Raw genomic sequence first — 17,020 nt, forward strand, 5'->3', positions numbered from 1 at the left:
GTGGGGCACCGCCTGCTCCTTCAACGTAACACCCCATACCGGGCGATCAAGGGCGGTTGGTAACGCGATGGGCGATTCGCTGGACGACCTTAGGAGTCCGCCCGCACGTGGTCAGCGGGGCGGCAGGTGCTCGTGGGCCCACTGGGAGATCTGCTCCAGGGCCGGCATGAGCGCCTGACCGGCCTCGGTCAGCTCGTACGACACCGCGACCGGCGGGCCCTCGTCGACCTTGCGGACGATCAGCCCTTCTTTGGTCAGCGCGGACAGCCGGTCGGACAGCACGGAGTCGCTGACTCCTTCGATGGCCCGCGACAGCTCGCGGAACCCGGCGGGCCCCATGCGCAGGCTCGCCAGCACGACGCCGACCCAGCGCTTGCCGAGCAGGGTGAACGCGCGGGTCAGCGCCTCGTCGCGGCGCATGCAGGCTGCCACGGTGTGGGGTGTCGGTGCCGGCATGCCTCCAAACTAGCAGAAAAACTGCCACTTTGATTTTCGTAGTAAGTATGTATAACGTAGCCGCCTCTCGATACCTAGCCAGGAGATGCGTGATGAGTGAGAACCCCACGGGCACCCGCCCGTCCGTCGTGGTGCTCGGTGGCGGCTACGGCGGCCACAAGGTGGCCAAGCTGCTCGACGACGTCGCCGACGTGACGCTCGTGGATCCGTCCGACGCCTTCGTGCACAACCTGGCCGCCTGGCGGGCGCTGGTGGAGCCCGAGTGGCTCGACCGGATCTTCCTGCCCTACCGGCGGCTGCTGGAGCACGGCCGGTTCCTGCGTGACAGCGCGGTGGCCGTGGACGGCCGCCGCGTGACGCTGGCGTCGGGGACCACGCTGGAACCCGACTACCTGGTGCTGGCCACAGGGTCGGCGTACGCGTTCCCCGCCAAGATCGACACCCCGGACGCGGACGCCGCCAAGGCCCAGGTGCGCGCCGCGCACGACGCGCTCAGGGAGGCGGGACGGGTGCTGCTCGTCGGCGCCGGGCCCGTGGGCCTCGAACTGGCGGGGGAGATCAAGGCGGCCTTCCCCGGCAAGCACGTCACGCTGGCCGACGTGTCCGACGACATCCTGCCCGGCCCGTTCGAGCCGTCGCTGCGGGACGAGCTGCGCCGCCAGCTCGCCGAGATCGGCGTCGAGCTCAAGCTCGGCAGCGCGCTGCGGGAGCTGCCGGCCGCCGAGCCCGCCACCGTGGCGCCCATCGCGATCGCCACCGAGTCGGGGGACAAGCTGGTCGCCGACATGTGGTTCCGCTGCTTCGGGGTGCGGCTGCGGACCGGTTACCTGCGCGGCGAGCTGGCCGGCGCGCTCGACGAGCGCGGCTACGTCCAGGTGGACGAGCTGCTGCGGGTGCGCGGGCAGGAGCGGGTGTTCGCGATCGGCGACATCGCCGACGCCGACCGCGACATGGCCGGGCTCGCGGCGCGGCAGGGCGAGCTGCTGGCCGCCAACCTGCGCGCGATCATCACCGGCGAGGGCGAGCCGGTCCCGTACGAGCGGCAGCCGGCGGTCATCGTCGTCCCCCTCGGCCCGGAGGGCGGCGCGGGCCAGCTGCCCGGCCAGGGCGTCGTGGGCGCGGACGCCGCCGCCGAGATCAAGGGCCGCGACATGCTCGCCACCTACGCGAGCGCCGCCTTCGACGTCCCGGACAAGACCGCCTGACCCGCTTCGGGCCCGGAGCGCGGCCCGCCCGGCAGCCGCCCGGCAGCCGCCCGGCAGCCGCCCGTCAGGGGTCCGGCAGGCCCGCGCGGGACCGCCGGTCAGGGTTCGACGAGGCCGGCGCGGATGGCGTAGCGGGTGAGTTCGAGGCGGTCGCGCATGCCGAGCTTCTGCAGGATGTTCGCCCGGTGCCGATCGACCGTCTTCACGCTGATGACCAGCGTCTCCGCGATCTCCTTGGCGGAGTTGCCCTCCGCGATCAGCTTGACGATCTCCTCCTCCCGCGGCGTCAGGATGCTCTCGGGAATGCGCTCGCCCTCCCGGTCGCGCTGCAGGTAGTCGCGGATGAGCGCGGTGATCGCCCCCGGGTAGAGGAACGGCTCGCCCCGCATGGTGGCCCGGCACGCCTCCAGCAGGTCCTGGTCGGCGACCGACTTGAGCACGTAGCCGGACGCCCCGACCTTGAGCGACTCGAAGAAGTACTGCTCGTTGTCGTACATCGACAGGATCAGGATGCGGATGCCGGGCGCCCGGCGGGAGATCTCCCTGGCCGCCTGCAGCCCGGTCATGCGGGGCATCGCGATGTCGAGGATGGCGAGGTCCACCTCGGTCTCGTCGGCCGCCGCCACCGCCTCGGCGCCGTCGGCGGCCTCGGCGACCACCTCGAGGTCGGGCTCGGCGTCGAGGATCAGGCGCAGCCCCCGCCGTACGAGGGCGTGGTCGTCGGCCAGCAGGATCCGGGTCTTGTTCACGAGGTTGCGCTCCGATTCGCGGGATCCGGGATGTCCAGGCGCACGCACGTGCCCACGCCTGGCGGGGAGTCGACGCTCAGCCGGGCGCCGATCAGCAGGGCGCGTTCGCGCATGCCGCGGATCCCGGCGCCGTCCTGGCGCGCGCCGCCCTGCCCGTCGTCGGCGATCCGCAGCACGAGCCGGCCGTCCTCGGCCTGCAGCGACACCTCGGCGTGCTCGGCGTGGGCGTGCCTGGCGATGTTGGTCAGGCTCTCCTGCGCGATCCGGTACAGCACCAGCTCGACGTCGGAGCCGAGCGGCGGCAGGTCGGGCTGGACGGAGCGCAGCACCTTCACGCCGCTCATCTGCGACACGTCCGCGGCGAGGGCGTTGAGCGCGCTGTGCAGACCGAGGTCCTCCAGGACGCCGGGCCGCAGCCGGCGGGCGACCTGGCGGACCTCGTCGAGGCTCGCGCGGACGATCTCCTGCACGCCGTGCAGCTCCTCCCGCAGATCGTCGGGCGCGCGGTCCACCACCCGCTTCAGCCCGAGCAGCACCACGGTCAGGCTCTGGCCGATCTCGTCGTGCAGCTCGCGGGCGATGCGCCGCCGCTCGCCCTCCTGCGCCGCGAGGGCGTGGCCGCTGCTCGCGCTGCGCTCGGCCTCCAGCCGGTCGAGCATCGAGTTGAACGTCCCGATCAGGTGCGTCAGGTCGCTGTTGCCTCCGTCGGACAGGCGGTCACCGGTGCGCAGCAGGTCGACCCGCTGCATGAGGGCCGTCAGCGCGTCGAGCGGCGCCAGGCTGCGGCGCAGCAGCAGCGCGTTCGCCCCCAGCATCACGGCCAGCCCGATCAGCAGCACCGGCACCTCGGCCAGCACGATCGGTGCGGAAATGGTGGCGGGGGAGAACGCCAGCACCAGCGTGCCTATCGTGAAGACCAGCCCGTTGATCAGCACCAGCCGCCGGAACAGCGCCTGAGCCGGAGTGCGCGGCAGGTGCACCGCCCGCTGCGCCGCCCCGCCGGCCACGCGGTCGTCCATGGTTATCAGCCTCTTCGTCCGAGGGCGTCGTTGTCCATCCGGGCTGACTCTCATCCCGTGCCCACGCCTACATGTTGTATCCCCACGGAGATGGGTGACGGACCCGATGGTTCGCGACCCCTCTCCGCCGCGAGACTTGAGCAGAGCCGGATTGGAGAGATAGCGGATGCCATGCATGCCAGCGACATCGCCGTAAGTTTGCCGACCGTCACCGCCGACGACCCCGTCACCAAGGCGGTCCGCCTCATGGCCCTGGGCCGCATGCCCGGCCTGATCGTGGTGGACGGACAGGGGCGGCCCGCCAGCGTCCTGCCGGGGACGCAGGTGCTACGGCTGGCGGTGCCAGGCGCGTACCAGGAGGACCCGGCGCTGTGCCGGACGATCGACGAGGCCCACGCCGACGTGTTCTGGGGGGAACTGGGCGAGCGGACGGTCGGTGACTGCCTGCCCCGGCACCCGGTCACCCCGGCGACCGTCCGCATGGAGGCGACGCTGCTGGAGGTGGCCGCGCTGATGGCGCGGCTGCGCAGCCCGATCGTCGCCGTCGTCGGCCGCGACGGCGTGCTCGCCGGAGCCATCACCCTCGAACGGCTGCTCACCAGTCTGGCCCTGGCCCCCGACGACTGACAGAACCAGGCCCGCCGGGCGTGTGCCGCGCGGCCACGCCCCGACCTTTCGGGCGCGGGCCGCCGGCACCGCCGCGGCGGCTTCACTATCGCGAAAGGTCATCGCCGTGTTCGCCCTTCACTTTGCGCTGCCGTCATGCCCCGGACGTCTGCTGTGTCGTTACGTGCCCGTTGAACGCGGGCTCTCCGCCGACGGGCAGGCCGGCCCGCCGGGGCGGAACGGATGAGCGCGATACTCGCACTGGCCATCTTCATCGTGGCGTTCTTCTTCATCGCCACGGAGAAGGCCAACAAGGTCAAAGTCGTACTCATCGCCGCGGGTCTGATGGCCGTACTCGGCCTGATCCCCGGCGCCGAGGTGTTCTTCTCCGAGCACGAGGGCATCGACTGGAACGTCATCTTCCTGCTGCTCGGGATGATGATCATCGTCGGCATCATCAAGCAGACGGGCGTCTTCGATTACCTGGCCATCTGGGCGGCCAAACGCTCGAAAGGGCGGCCGTACCGGCTGATGGTGATGCTCATGGGCATCACCGCCGTCGCCTCGCCGTTCCTCGACAACGTCACCACCATCATGCTGGTGGCGCCGGTCACGATCGTGGTGTGCAACCGGCTGCGGATCGCGGCGCAGCCGTACCTGATCGCCGAGGTGCTGGCGTCCAACATCGGCGGCGCGGCCACGCTCATCGGCGACCCGCCCAACATCATCATCGGCAGCCGTGCGGGGCTGACGTTCAACGACTTCCTCGTGCACATGGCGCCGATCGTGGTGGTCATCTTCGCGGTGTTCGTGCTGTTCACGCGGGTGCTGTTCCGTAAGTCGTTCCAGTACAACGCCGAGCACGTCGCCGAGGTGATGGCGCTGCAGGAGCGGCGGGCGATCACCGACATGCGGCTGCTGGTGCGCTGCCTGATCGTGCTGGCCGCGGTGGTGACGGGGTTCGGGCTGCACGCGGTGGTGCACGTCGATCCGTCGATCGTGGCGCTCGTCGGCGCCGGCGTGATGCTGCTGGTCTCCCGCGCGAACGTCGACGAGGTGCTGCGCGAGGTCGAGTGGCCGACGCTGGTGTTCTTCGCCGGGCTCTTCGTCATGGTGGCGGGGCTCGTGCACACCGGCGTGATCGCGGCCATCGGCACCTGGGCGCTGGACGCCCTGGGCGACAACTACCTGGTCGCCGCGACGGCGCTGCTGTTCGGCTCCAGTGCGCTGGGCGCGTTCTTCGACAACATCCCGTACGTCGCCACGACCGCCCCCATCGTCGAAGGCGTCGTCGACGCCGCGGCCGACCCGCAGGCCGGTCAGGCGCTGTGGTGGGCCTTCGCGCTCGGCGCCGACTTCGGCGGCAACGGCACCGCGGTCGCGGCCAGCCCCAACGTGGTCGCTCTCGGCATCGCCGCGCGCAACGGCCACAAGATCACCTTCTGGCAGTTCACCCGGTACGGCATCGTCGTCACCGTGCTGAGCACCGTGCTGGCCTGGCTGTACGTCTGGCTGCGCTACTTCACCTGACCCGGCGCCCCTGGTGTCCTCAGGGATGAATCAGGGGCGATCACCGATGATCCGGCCGGGCGGCAGCGGGCATTGTGGCCCTTATGAACCCCGCAAGCCGCCTGGCCCAGATCTCCTTCACCGCCGGCCCCGCCGCCCTGCTCGCCGGCTGGTTCCTCCTGCGTCCCGTTCACGGCGACATGCAGCCGGGGCTGTGGTGGACGGCGGCGCACCTCGCCTGGTTCGGCGGCTTCCTGATGTTCGGGCTGATGACGCTGGCCATGCGGGGTCTCGCCCAGCCGGTCTCCGGCGGCCGCCGGGTCGTGGTCGAGGCGGCGACCGGGGTCGCGCTGTTCGGCGTGGCGGCCAACCTGACGCAGCTCGTCATCGACCTGCACGCCGGGTTCGTCGCGTCCGACGGGGCCGGGCTGCGGGCGCTGCTGACGCAGGCGCGCGGCTATCCGGGGATCGAGCTGGTCGTCTACACGCCGGGGGCGCAGCTGTTCTTCGGTGCGGTGCTCGCGCTGGCGGCCGTGCTCGCGGTGCTGCGCCGCGTCACCCCGGTCAGCGCCGCCGTCACCGCCGGCGGGGTGGTCCTGCTGGGCGCCGCCACCCTCCAGGAGGGCAAGGCGACGGCGCTGGCCGCCGTCGGCATGGCGGTCATGTGGCTCGGGACGCTGCTCCTGGGCCGGGGGCCGTCCGGCGACGGTCTCCCCGCCGCCACCCCGACCCGGGTCTGACGCGCGGGTCTGCGGGCGGCGGGCGGACCGGTTCGTACGCGCGGGTCAGCGGGCGGGGGGCGGGCAGACCGGTTCGTACGCGCGCTCCGGCAGGTGGCGGTGCCACTCGGCGGCCGTCAGGGTGCGGCCGGCCCGGATGCAGACGGTCTCGGTCAGGGCCTCGACCGTGGTCGGCAGGCGGGTCAGGCGGCCGCCTCTGCCGACGGCCAGCACCTCGGCCGAGCCGGCGGTGAAGGCGACCGAGCGGGCGCTGCCGGTGAGCCCGACCGGCGGGCCGATCCGCCGCCCCTGGCGGACGTCCCACAGACTGAGCGTGTTGTCCTGGGAGGCGTAGGCGAACAGCCGCCCGTCCGGCGAGAGCGCCGCGTCCCATGGCGCGCCCTCCACCCGCATCCAGCCGCCCATCTGCGCGCCCGTCGCGGTGTCCCAGACGCCGACCTTGCCGGCGAAGTTCACCGCCACCAGGTCGAGGCCGGTGCCGAACCACACGCCGTCGGCCCGCGCGGGCAGCGGCAGCCGGGCGCCGAACGGCGTGTCCGTCTCCAGGTCCACCAGCCGCCGACGGACCGTGTCGAGGCCGACGAGCCGGCCGTCGGCGGTGGCCGTCCAGCCGAGCAGCCGCTCCGGCCTGGGCACCTGCTTCAGCCGCCGCCCGCCCGGGAGCCCCCACAGCGTGAACGTCCGCTCGCCCGCCGTCCACAAGCCCTTCGAGGTGGGCAGGACCGTCTTCGACTCGCTCTCGGCGGCGAACCTCGGGGTGAGCGCGGCCAGCTCCCGCCAGGAGGCGACGTCGCGGACCGTGACATGGTCGCCGCGCCGGACGGCCAGCAGCCGGTTGTCGGGGCTGAACGCCAGCTCGCTGTCGTAGTCGTCGAAGGCGCCGGTCTCGCGGCGGCGGCCGTTGAGGGTGATCGCGGTGCTGCCGAGCGCGTGCATGGCGACCGTACGGCCGTCGCCGCTCAGCCGTACGGTGTCCATCGGCTCGTCGGACGGCGGGGCCGGCACGAGCGTCACCACGGTGTCGTCGCTGAGGTAGCGCAGGCCGTCGGGGCCGAACGCGGCGGCCGTCACCGGGTCGCGCGGGCGGCGCTCCAGCAGCAGCGGCTCGTCGGCGCCCGGCCGCCACACCGTGATCTTCGCGCCGATGCCGGCGACCAGCTCGCCGTCCTGGCTGAACACGGGGACCGCGTGGTCCTCCCAGCCGTGCAGGACGGCCAGCTCCTCGCGGGTGCGGGTGTCGTACACGGTAAGGCCGTCGTCGTCGCTGATCGCCAGCCGGGCGCCGTCGGGGCTGAAGGCGGCGGCACTGTCACAGTCCGCGCAGACACCGGGGAAGCCGGGCCGGCGCTTCCCGGACGGCAGCAGGTACAGATCGGGGCCGGAGACCGCGTACCGACCGCGAGGATGCACGGCCGGCCGCCGCAACCCGGGCAGCGGCGTGGTCTTCCCGGTACGCCAGTCATGGACCTGCGTCGTCTGCCCGACCGTGACGAGCAGCCGGCCCTCACCGAACGCCAGCGACACGTCCGCGTCGGCGGGCGCGGGTATCCGCTGCCCCAGGGGCTGCCCGGAGCCCACCTCCCAAAGCCCGACCCCGGTGTCATCGACCACGGCCAGCACCTTCCCGTCCCGGCTGACCGCCACCTCCCGCAACCGTCCCTCGCCGGTTCCGGCTCCGGAGTCAGGTGAGGTGGGGCGGGTGGCCGCCGTGGAGGTTCTGGCGGTCCTCCCGGCTCCGGCTCCGGCGGTGTTCCTGGCCTTGACGGTGCTTCCTGCGGCCGCCGGGTTGCCGGCTCCGGCCGCGCCTCCCCGATCGGTGCCACCTGTGGTGGCGGGCGCGGTGACAGGGCCGGCGACAGGGCCCGTGACAGAGCCGGTGACCGGGCCGGTGAAGCCGGCTGTGCGGTGGCCGGTGGCGATGTCCCAGATCGTCGCGCCGCCCGGCGTGACGCTGACCAGGGAGCGGCCGTCGCCGGTCAGGGTGCGGACGGCGTCGGGGCCCGTGGCGGGGTCGCGGAAGGAGCCGGCGGCCGGGTCGGCTGCGGCGGCGAGGAGGCTTGATCTGGCTGCGGCAGTCGGTGAGAGCTTGCCGGATGCGGCGGCCAGCAGCATGCCGAGCACCGGGTCACGGCCCCGTGCGGCGTGGGAGGCGGCGGCGAGCCGGGCCGAGTCGGCGGCGTCCCGCTGGCCGGCCAGGGTGGCGCTCTGGCGCCAGGCCAGGCCGCCTGCTCCCAAGGCGAGGGCCAGCAGCGCCGCCAGGCCCACCGTGAGGAGTCTCGTGTGGCGCGAGCGCCGGCGGGTGAGGGTGGCGGAGGAGGCCAGGAAGTCGCGCTCCGCCGGGGTGAGCGTGAGATGCGTGCGGTCGGCGGCGACCCAGCGCAGCGCGTCGTCCAGGGTGCTGCCGTGGAACAGGTCGGCGTCCTTGCGGCCGTGCTCCTGCCAGCGGCCGGTCGCCACGGTGATGCGGCGGTGCACGGCCAGGCCGTCGCGGTCGGCCTCGATCCACTCGCGCAGCCGGGGCCAGGCGAGTGGGAGCGCGGGGCGCAGCAGGCGTACGGGGTCGCCGCCGGACACCAGATACGTGAACGCCCTCAGCACCCGCTCCATCCCGGCGGGCAGCTCTGACCTGCGGGGCTCGCGCAGCGCCAGCTCGCCCTCGTCGGTCACCGTCACCAGCCGCAGGAACAGCTCGGGCACGAGGAGCCGGTCCTCGGGCGGCAGCGCCGCGTAGGCGTCCTCGGCGATCGCCCCGAGCGCGGGATCGGCCTTGGCCGCGAAGGCCGCTCCCACCCGGCCCCCGCCCCCGGCCCCGAGCGCGAGCAGCTGCGCCGTGTCGATCGCCTCCGTGCCGGCCCCCCGCACGCGGCCTGTCGCAGCCGCCGTGCCGGCGCCGTCACGGGCACCACGCCCGGCGCCGGCGGTGCCGCTGGTGCGGCGGCCGATCCTGGTGGTGTCGCGGGTGTCGCGCCCGCCCGCGGCCACGGCTTGCGTGCGGTGGCCGGCGGTGTCGGGCGTGCCGGTGGTGGTCCTCACCAGGAGGTGGGGGGTGGGGTCGGTGCCGGTCAGGAGGGAGAGGAGGAGGTCGCGGGCGGTTGGGCGCAGGGCCGCGTCCTTGGCCAGGGCCGACTCCACCGGGCGGCGCAAGGAGGCCGGGAGGACCGACAGGTCGGGGTCGTGGGTGAGGACGCGGTGCATGATCGTGCCGAGCGAGTCGCCGGTGAACGGGTCCTCGCCGGTGGCGGCGTACAGGACGACGGCGCCCCAGGCGAACACGTCGGCGGCGGGGCCGGCCCGCTCGCCCGAGATGATCTCGGGCGCGAGGTAGCCGGGCGTGCCGGTCACGTCGCCGGTGGAGCTGAGCGTCATCTCCCGCGTACGGGCCACACCGAAGTCGATGACCCGCGGCCCGTCGGGCCCGAGCAGCACGTTGCCCGGCTTGAGGTCGCGGTGCACGACACCGGCGTCGTGCACCGCGGTGAGCGCCGTGGCGATCGCGGTGGCCAGGCGGTGCAGGTCGTCGCCGCCGAACGTACGCCCGGCATCCCGCAGGCTGGGCCCCTCGACGTACGCGCTGACGATGTACGGCCTGGGCCCGTCGAGGTCGGCGTCCAGCACCCGGGCGGTGCAGAACGGCGCGACCCGCTGCGCTGCGGCGGCCTCCTTGGCCAGCCGCTCGCGCAGCCGCGGCGCCCCGGCCGGGTCGCCGCGCAGCACCTTGACGGCGACCCGCGTGCCGTCCTGGTCATAGCCCTCGTAGACGACTCCCTGGCCGCCCTCGCCGAGCCGGCCGGCCAGCCAGTAGCCGCCGAGCCGCTGCGGGTCCCCGTCGATCAGTGGACTGCTCATGCCTGGTTGGACGGCGGTGGTGACGCAGAGGTTGGGTAAAGGTCACACCCTGTGTCCGTTGACCCGGACGTTACGCAGCTCGAACCCGGTCACGTCGGTCACCACGTCGGCCTCGGTCATGTTCTCGAACACGCTGTTGCTCACCTTCACGCCCCTGATCGGGTTGCCGGGGTTGCCGATGAGGGTGAAGGCCCTGGGCGCGGTCCCGGCCCGCAGGCGGGTGATCTCGATGCCGCCGACGTCGGGGAAGTAGGGCCCGGTGTGCTTGTTCTCGTAGTCGAGCGCGACCTCGACGACCGCGTCGGCGGCCTGCCCGACCTCGACGTCCTTGACGTGCACGTCCCTGACGTAGCCGCCGCGCTCGGGGTTGGTCTTGACGCGGATCGCGCGCTCCAGGTGGGGGCTGCTCATCTCGCAGTCCCAGGCGAACACCCAGCGCACGCCGCCGGTGGTCTCGCTGCCGACGGTCACGCCGCCGTTGCCGTCGCGCATGACGCAGCCGGTGACGAGGACGTTGAGGCAGGGCTCGTTCACCCGGCGGCCGTCGGCGTTCTTGCCCGCCTTGAGCGCCACGCAGTCGTCGCCGGTGTCGAACGTGCAGTTCTCGATGAGCACGTCCACGCAGGACTCGGGGTCGCAGCCGTCGTTGTTGGGGCCGCGCGGGCTGTCCACGGTGACGCCGCGGATCGTGACGTTCCTGCACAGGACGGGGTGGATGTTCCACATGGGGGAGTCCTTGACCGTCACGCCCTCGATGAGCACGTTGCGGCAGCGGTAGAGCTGGATGAGGTTGGGCCGCAGGTAGTGGCCCTCGCCGAAGACCCGTTCGGCGACCGGCACGCCGTCCTCCGCCAGTTGCGCCAGCAGCCGCTTGTCCGGGCCCTCGGAGGGCGGTGGGTCATTGGACCAGTCCCACCAGTGCGTGGCGTCGGCCTGGCCGTCGATCACGCCCGAGCCGGTGATGGCGACGTTGGTACGGCCGTGGGCGTAGATGAACGGGGAGTAGTTCATCAGCTCGACGCCCTCGTACCGGGTGGCCACGACGGGCAGGTAGTCGGCCGGGTCGCGGCTGAAGCGGATGGTCGCGCCCGCCTCCAGGTGCAGCTCGACGTCGTCGGCCAGGTGGATCGCGCCGGTCAGGTAGGTCCCCGCCGGCACCAGCACCCGGCCGCCGCCGGCCGCCGCGCACGCCTCGACGGCCCGGCGGAACGCCTCGGTGCACGGGGTGACGCCGTCGGCGGTGGCGCCGTACCGGGTGATGGGGAACGTGCGGGCGGGGAAGCGCGGCGGCCTGATGCGCCGCCTGATGGCGGGCACCCGGCTCCACGCGGTGCCCGCCTCGGCGGGCCCGGCCAGGGCCGGCGCGATGACCAAGCCGCCGAGCGCGGCGCCCAGGAACGTCCTGCGGGAGTGCTGCATCGATGTCCTCCGGATCGAAGCGGGGGGTTCAGTCCTTCACGCCGGTGAGCGTGATGCCCTGGATGAAGGTGCGCTGGGCATGGCAGCGCGGACGGCATGTGCGGGCTGAGGGAGCGTCCTGAGCGCCGCGCGCCTGCTCATGCCCATGCCGCGCCGACCCCCCTGTGCTCGGTCATGCGGTGCTCGCCCACCAGGTACGGCTCCGCCCGCCGCACCGCCGTGTAGAAGTGGTGCAGGCGGCCTTCCCTGGCCACGACGGCGGGCTTGTGCGCGTACGTGTCGTCCACGCTGCCGGGCGGGCCCACGTCCACGAGGATCTCGGAGCCCTTCTCCCAGGTCCGCAGGTCGCGTGAGACCGCGTACCCCTCGCGGGCGTGCCCGTCGAAGGAGAGCCCGAAGTAGAACATCACCCACCAGTCGCCGTCGCGCAGCACGCACGGGTCGGAGGCGAAGCGCTCGTCGAACGCGCCCTGGCCGCCGTTCGGCACCACCGGCAGCGGGCTGGGGCGCTCCCAGCGCCGGAGGTCGGGGGAGACGGCGTAGCCGATCTGCTCGCGCCAGCCGTCGTAGGTGCGGTTCTTGGCGTTGTAGAAGCAGTAGTAGAGGCCGTCGTGGCGGAGCAGCCACGACTTGTACAGGCCGCCCCGCTCCCACCCGCCGCCGTCCTGCGGCCGCAGCACCGATCCCGTGTCCGCCCAGGTGCGCAGGTCGTCGCTGACCACGAACCCGATGATCGCCGCGCCCGTCTCCATGCCCGGCTCCGGGTAGGCGTGGTAGGTGCCCACGGCCTGCCCGTCCAGCCAGGCGACCTGTCCGCAGGAGCCGAGCCTGTTGTCGCGCACGATCGAGGTGAGCGCGGCGTTGTAGCGGCGGTAGGGGTGAGCGGGGTCGCGGGGGAACACCACCTCGCCCGGCGTCCACGTGGTCAGGTCGCGTGAGCGGCTCAGCGCGGTCTGGTAGCCGGTGCCGTCGAAACCGACGTACGTCATGAGGTACTCGCCGCCGTCGGAGCAGACGAAGGGGCAGTCCACGAACAACGCGTCGAACGCGCCCGGCTCGCCCGACGGTCCGACGAGCAGCCGGTCCGCCTTGTACGGGGTGCGCAGACGGCCGGCGTCGTACCCCGTCATCGCCGCGCCCCGAACGTCCACCGGCCCGCCGGGACCTCCCAGGCGCGCTCGCCGACGGCCGTGGCGGCAGCGGGCGCCCGCGCCGCGCCGAGGTCGGGCAGCCGCACCTCGGCCGTCGAGCCCGGCGGCACCTCGACCTCCAGCTCGTACGCGCCGTCCGCCCGCTGCCAGGCCACGCCGACCTCCCCGTACGGGGTCGCGGTCCGGGCGGTCACGGACGCCAGGTCGCCGGGCGCGGCCGGCGCGATCAGCAGCTTCCGGAACCCGGTCGAGCCCGGCGCCTGCCCGATGCCGCCGAGCCCCCGGTAGAACCAGGCGTCGATGGCGCCCAGCATGTAGTGGTTCTGCGACAGGCCGCGCGTCGGGCCGTCCCACGCCTCGGTGAGCGCGGTGGCGCCGTTGCGCACCTGGTAGCCGTAGCTCGGATGACTGGTCGAGGTGGCGAACCCGTAGAGCGCGTCGTGCCGGCCCGCCCTGGTCAGCACCTGGTAGAGCGCGGGCAGCGCGACCTCGCCGACCGTGATCTCGCCCGCCCGCACGGCCGCGCTCAGCTCGTCCAGCGCGCCCGGCACCAGCTCGGCCGGGACGACGCCCATGTCCAGCGCGAACACCTGCGAGGCCTGCCCGCCGCCGCCGAACCGCCCGTCCTTGAGGAACGCGCCGGTGAACGCGGCCGAGATCGCGTCCGTCAGCGCCCGGTACCGCTTGGCGTCGTCGTCGCGGCCCAGCACCACGGCCGCCCGCGCCAGCGTGCCCGCCGCCCGCCAGTAGCCCCACGTGGACACCAGCGGCACCTGCGTCGTGTCGTCCAGGCCGAACCAGTCGCCCAGCCCGTGCCGCAGGATGCCGTCGTCGGCCTTGCCCGTCAGGTAGCCGACGTAGCGGGCCATCGCGTCGTAGTGCCGCTCCAGCGCGGAGGCGTCGCCGTACCAGCGGTACATCTGCCACGGGATGCGCACCATCGCGCCGCCCCAGTTCGGGTCGTCCCTGAAGGCGCCGTCGAAGACGAGGTACTCCGGCGCGATGTCCGGCACCAGGCCATCGGAGGTCTGCGCCTCGGCGATGGTGACCAGCAGCTCACGCAGGTACGCGGCCACGTCGTAGTTGTAGGCCACCACGTCGAACAGCAGGTGGGTCTGCTCCAGCCAGCCCAGCTTCTCCCGGTGCGGGCAGTCGGTCAGGACGCTGTACATGTTGCCGCGCACCGCGCGGTCGATGATCCGGTGGATGTCGTTGATCAGCGGGTCGGAGGTCTCGAACCGGCCGATCACGTCGTTGTCCGCGCGCAGCACCAGCCCCGCCAGCGCCTCCCGGCCCGCCTGCTCGGGCAGGCCCTGCACCTCGACGTAGCGGAAGCCGTCGTAGCGGAAGCTCGGGCGCCAGCGCTGCGGGCCTTCCCTGGTGACGTACGTGTTGAAGATCGGCGCGCCAGTCGTCGGCTTCGACTGGATCACCCGGCCGAACGCGTCGAGCTGGTCGCCCGGCACCAGCCGCAGGTAGCGCCCGGCCGGCAGGTCGAGCCGCAGCTCCGCCCAGCCCGCGATCACCGTGCCCACGTCGAAGACCGGCGTGCCGTCGGTCGCCGTCAGCTTCTCCACCGCGGGCAGCTCCTCGGTGACCCGGATCGGCGGGCAGGCCCGCGCCCGCAGCGTGCCGGTCGCGCCGGGGAGGGCCACCACGGGCCGCCAGCCGGAGCGGTCCGCGCCTGGGACGTCCCAGCCGGGCGGCTCCAGGCGGGCGTCGTAGTCCTCGCCGCCGTACCAGTGGGAGCGGGTCGTCGGGCCCTCGCCGGCCAGCCAGCCGGCGTCCGTGCGGAACCGCTCCTCGCTCCCGTCGGCGTAGCGCACTTCGAGCTGCGCGATCGCCTTCGGCGCCGCCTTCGAGCCGTAGAACTTCATGTAGCGGTCCTGGTGCGGGAACACGTGCGCGATGCCGGGGCCGAGCGCGAGCCCGAGCGCGTTGCGCCCCTCCCGGAGCAGCGCCGTCACGTCGTGCACGGCGTACGCGACCCGCCGGGTGACGTCCGTGTACGCCGGCTCCAGCACGGCGTCCGTCACCGGGGAGCCGTTCAGCGAGGCCACGTAGACGCCGAGCCCGGCGACGTACAGGCGGGCCCGGGTCACCCGGCCCGCCGTGATGAACTCGCCGGCCAGCAGCGGCAGCGGGCGGCCCTCGCCGACGCGCGGGTCGCCGCCCTCGTCGTACCAGCCGGGGTGGGTGATCCAGGACGCCGTCCAGTCGCCCGGCTCCAGCAGGCCCAGCTCGAAACGGGCCGGCTCGCTCCACTCCGACCAGCGGCCGGCCGCGTCGCGCGTCCTGACCTGCCAGCGCGCGGCGGCCCTGCTCGCCAGCGGCGCGCCGCCGTACACCACGCGCTGGCCGGCGGACTCGACGGCGCCGCTGTCCCACAGGCCGTCCACGCGCACGTGGTAGGCGGTCTGCGTGGCGGCGCCGGTCAGCCGCCAGCTCAGGACGGGACGGGTGGCCTCGATGCCGAGGGGGTCGGTCAGATCACACGTTCGCAGGTTCGTCGGCAACGGGGACACTCCTCAGGCGATCTTCAACATGTAGGCGGCGGTGGTCGGCGGCACGGGCGGCAGGTCGGCGCGCAGCGCGTCGGGGGCGAGCCGCCAGGAGACGGGGCCGTACCCCAGCAGCTCGACCCGCTGCGGGCGGCGGCGCAGGAGACCGGCGGACGTGCCCAGGCTGGTGATGACCGCGGTCCTGTCCTTCGGCCAGGCGAGCAGCGTGGCGTAGACGGTCTCGCCGCGCCGGGTGAAGCGGATGTCGCCGGGGCCGTAGGCGCGGTCGGCCTCGTTGTAGCCCTCGTAGCCCTTGGTCTCGCCCATCCCGGTCGAGCCCTCGGCGGCGCGCACCCAGGGCGTGGTGCCGTACACGCCCTCGCCGCACACCCGCAGCCACCCGCCCACGCCGGCCAGCAGCTCGCGGGCCCGCTCGTCCACCGTGCCGTCGGCGCGCTGCGGCACGTTCAGCAGCAGGCAGCCGTTCTTACTCACCACGTCGATCAGGGTGTGGACGACCTGGTGCGCGCTCTTGCGCGGGTGGAACATCGGGTCGTCGTCCGCGCAGTCGAACCACTCGCCGTCGCTGGTGTCGAACTGCCACGGGTACGGCTGCGCCGTGTCGAGCTGGCGGCGCTCGCTGTCGAGCACCACGGCCGTGCGGTCGGCGTCCGGGACGTCCTTGATCGTGACGATGCCGCCGGTCGGGCACGTGTCGTAGTAGTGGGCCAGCAGTTCCAGGCCCGCCGCGCTGACCGGCTCCGACTCCACCACGCTGCCCTCGTCGAACGGCAACCGCCCGTCGTCCAGGTAGACCAGGTCGGGGCGGTAGCGGTCGAGCGCCTCGCGGACGCGGGCGTAGAAGCGCTCCGCCACCCTCGCCGGCGGCCGGGCGCCCGGTTCGTGCCGCTCCGGGTAGAGCTGCGCCGGGTCGAGGCCCTCCCACCAGGTGCCGGCGCCGTCTGCGGCGGTCAGCCCCCCGTCGCACGGCTCGCCCGTCTCCGGGTCCTTGCCGTGGGCCACGTCGAGCCAGCGCCACGTCCAGTTCTGGTGGAAGCTCATGCCGAACGGCAGGCCGGCCGCCCGCGCGGCGCGCTCCCAGGCGCCCACGATGTCGCGGCGGGGGCCGACGCGGGTGGCGTTCCAGCCGTGCAGCTTCGAGTCCCAGAGGTCGAAGTTGTCGCAGTGGGTGGCCAGCGCCACGAAGTAGCGGGCGCCGCTCGTCACGTAGAGGTCGATCAGCTCGTCGGGGTCGAAGCGCTCGGCCCGCCAGTGGGGGAACAGGTCCTTCGCGCCGCCCCCGCCGAAGTGGGCGCGATGGTGTGCGTGCTGCCTGGTGGCCCTCCTGCGTTCCCAGGGCTCTGACCAGGGCTGCATGCCGTAGAGGTGGCGGGCGTACCAGTCGCCTGAGCGGCCTGCCGACTGCGGGCCCCAGTGCGACCAGATGCCGAACTTCGCCTCGCCGAACCACTCGGGGATCCGGTGGGTGCGCAACGACTCCCAGTCAGGTCTGAATCGGGTCATCTCACCACTCGCACGTCGAAGGGCGCCAGGCGCAGCGGGCCCGGCGGCAGCGGGTCGCGGGAGCCGGTGACCTCGGTCGCCTGAGCGGTGAGGGTCACGGTGCTCGCGCGATCGGACCAGTTGTGGACGAACCACAGGCGCTCGCCCCGGGCGTTGACCGCCGACCGGACGGTGACCCGCGGCTCGCCCGCCACCACCAGCGGCTTCGCGCCGAGGCCCGCGCTCGCCCGGCCCCCAGCCGCGCTCGCCCGGCCCTCAGCCGCGCTCGCCCGGCCCTCAGCCGCGCTCGCCCGGC

Annotated in this window: 13 protein-coding genes; 4 read left to right on the top strand and 9 right to left on the bottom strand. The window is 73.4% G+C overall.

The features are described from left to right. Window positions 1-111: 111 nt before the first annotated feature. Window positions 112-456: a winged helix-turn-helix transcriptional regulator gene (locus ACFFR3_RS39920; RefSeq protein ID WP_364369288.1), complete on the bottom strand. Its 345-nt coding sequence runs from the start codon at window positions 454-456 to the stop codon at window positions 112-114. Between the two features lie 92 nt (window positions 457-548). Here ACFFR3_RS39920 and ACFFR3_RS39925 point away from each other — a divergent pair, with 92 nt between their 5' ends. Beyond that, entirely contained in the window at window positions 549-1,661 is a 1,113-nt protein-coding gene (locus ACFFR3_RS39925; protein ID WP_345399923.1) for an NAD(P)/FAD-dependent oxidoreductase, read from the top strand. Between the two features lie 98 nt (window positions 1,662-1,759). Here the strand turns inward: ACFFR3_RS39925 and ACFFR3_RS39930 are convergent, their stop codons facing one another. After that, window positions 1,760-2,410 (bottom strand): response regulator, encoded by a 651-nt coding sequence (locus ACFFR3_RS39930; RefSeq protein ID WP_364369294.1) that lies wholly within the window; start codon window positions 2,408-2,410, stop codon window positions 1,760-1,762. Next, window positions 2,407-3,429: a sensor histidine kinase gene (locus tag ACFFR3_RS39935; RefSeq protein WP_345399929.1), complete on the bottom strand. Its 1,023-nt coding sequence runs from the start codon at window positions 3,427-3,429 to the stop codon at window positions 2,407-2,409. The genes ACFFR3_RS39930 and ACFFR3_RS39935 overlap by 4 nt, the downstream gene beginning before the upstream one ends. Before the next feature lie 171 nt (window positions 3,430-3,600). On the opposite strand from ACFFR3_RS39935, the gene ACFFR3_RS39940 reads away from it, so the two are divergent. The 3 genes from ACFFR3_RS39940 to ACFFR3_RS39950 all read left to right on the top strand — a co-directional run bounded on the left by ACFFR3_RS39940 (window position 3,601) and on the right by ACFFR3_RS39950 (window position 6,284). Further along, window positions 3,601-4,056, top strand: coding sequence for a CBS domain-containing protein (locus ACFFR3_RS39940; protein WP_364369298.1), 456 nt, complete (start codon window positions 3,601-3,603; stop codon window positions 4,054-4,056). 222 nt (window positions 4,057-4,278) lie between these two features. Next, on the top strand, window positions 4,279-5,565 hold the full coding sequence (locus ACFFR3_RS39945; protein WP_379484809.1) for an ArsB/NhaD family transporter: 1,287 nt from the start codon (window positions 4,279-4,281) through the stop codon (window positions 5,563-5,565). Between the two features lie 83 nt (window positions 5,566-5,648). Continuing rightward, on the top strand, window positions 5,649-6,284 hold the full coding sequence (locus ACFFR3_RS39950; RefSeq protein ID WP_364369304.1) for a hypothetical protein: 636 nt from the start codon (window positions 5,649-5,651) through the stop codon (window positions 6,282-6,284). Between the two features lie 45 nt (window positions 6,285-6,329). Here ACFFR3_RS39950 and ACFFR3_RS39955 read toward each other — a convergent pair whose 3' ends face one another. The 6 genes from ACFFR3_RS39955 to ACFFR3_RS39980 all read right to left on the bottom strand — a co-directional run. Next, window positions 6,330-10,130 (bottom strand): WD40 repeat domain-containing serine/threonine protein kinase, encoded by a 3,801-nt coding sequence (locus ACFFR3_RS39955; RefSeq protein ID WP_379484810.1) that lies wholly within the window; start codon window positions 10,128-10,130, stop codon window positions 6,330-6,332. 42 nt (window positions 10,131-10,172) lie between these two features. Then, window positions 10,173-11,549 (bottom strand): glycoside hydrolase family 28 protein, encoded by a 1,377-nt coding sequence (locus tag ACFFR3_RS39960; RefSeq protein WP_379484811.1) that lies wholly within the window; start codon window positions 11,547-11,549, stop codon window positions 10,173-10,175. A gap of 137 nt (window positions 11,550-11,686) precedes the next feature. Then, window positions 11,687-12,679 (bottom strand): glycoside hydrolase family protein, encoded by a 993-nt coding sequence (locus tag ACFFR3_RS39965; RefSeq protein ID WP_379484812.1) that lies wholly within the window; start codon window positions 12,677-12,679, stop codon window positions 11,687-11,689. Beyond that, window positions 12,676-15,216, bottom strand: a complete 2,541-nt coding sequence (locus ACFFR3_RS39970; RefSeq protein WP_379484813.1) for a family 78 glycoside hydrolase catalytic domain — start codon at window positions 15,214-15,216, stop codon at window positions 12,676-12,678. The genes ACFFR3_RS39965 and ACFFR3_RS39970 overlap by 4 nt, the downstream gene beginning before the upstream one ends. A gap of 12 nt (window positions 15,217-15,228) precedes the next feature. Next, complete coding sequence (locus tag ACFFR3_RS39975; protein ID WP_379484814.1) at window positions 15,229-16,725, bottom strand: alpha-L-fucosidase; 1,497 nt, start codon at window positions 16,723-16,725, stop codon at window positions 15,229-15,231. Beyond that, window positions 16,722-17,020: Beta-galactosidase C-terminal domain (locus ACFFR3_RS39980; protein ID WP_379484815.1), on the bottom strand; the 299-nt coding region annotated here is incomplete at its 5' end. The genes ACFFR3_RS39980 and ACFFR3_RS39975, both read right to left, overlap by 4 nt.

Origin of the sequence: Nonomuraea salmonea (assembly GCF_042428605.1) — a bacterium.
GTDB lineage: Bacteria > Actinomycetota > Actinomycetes > Streptosporangiales > Streptosporangiaceae > Nonomuraea > Nonomuraea salmonea.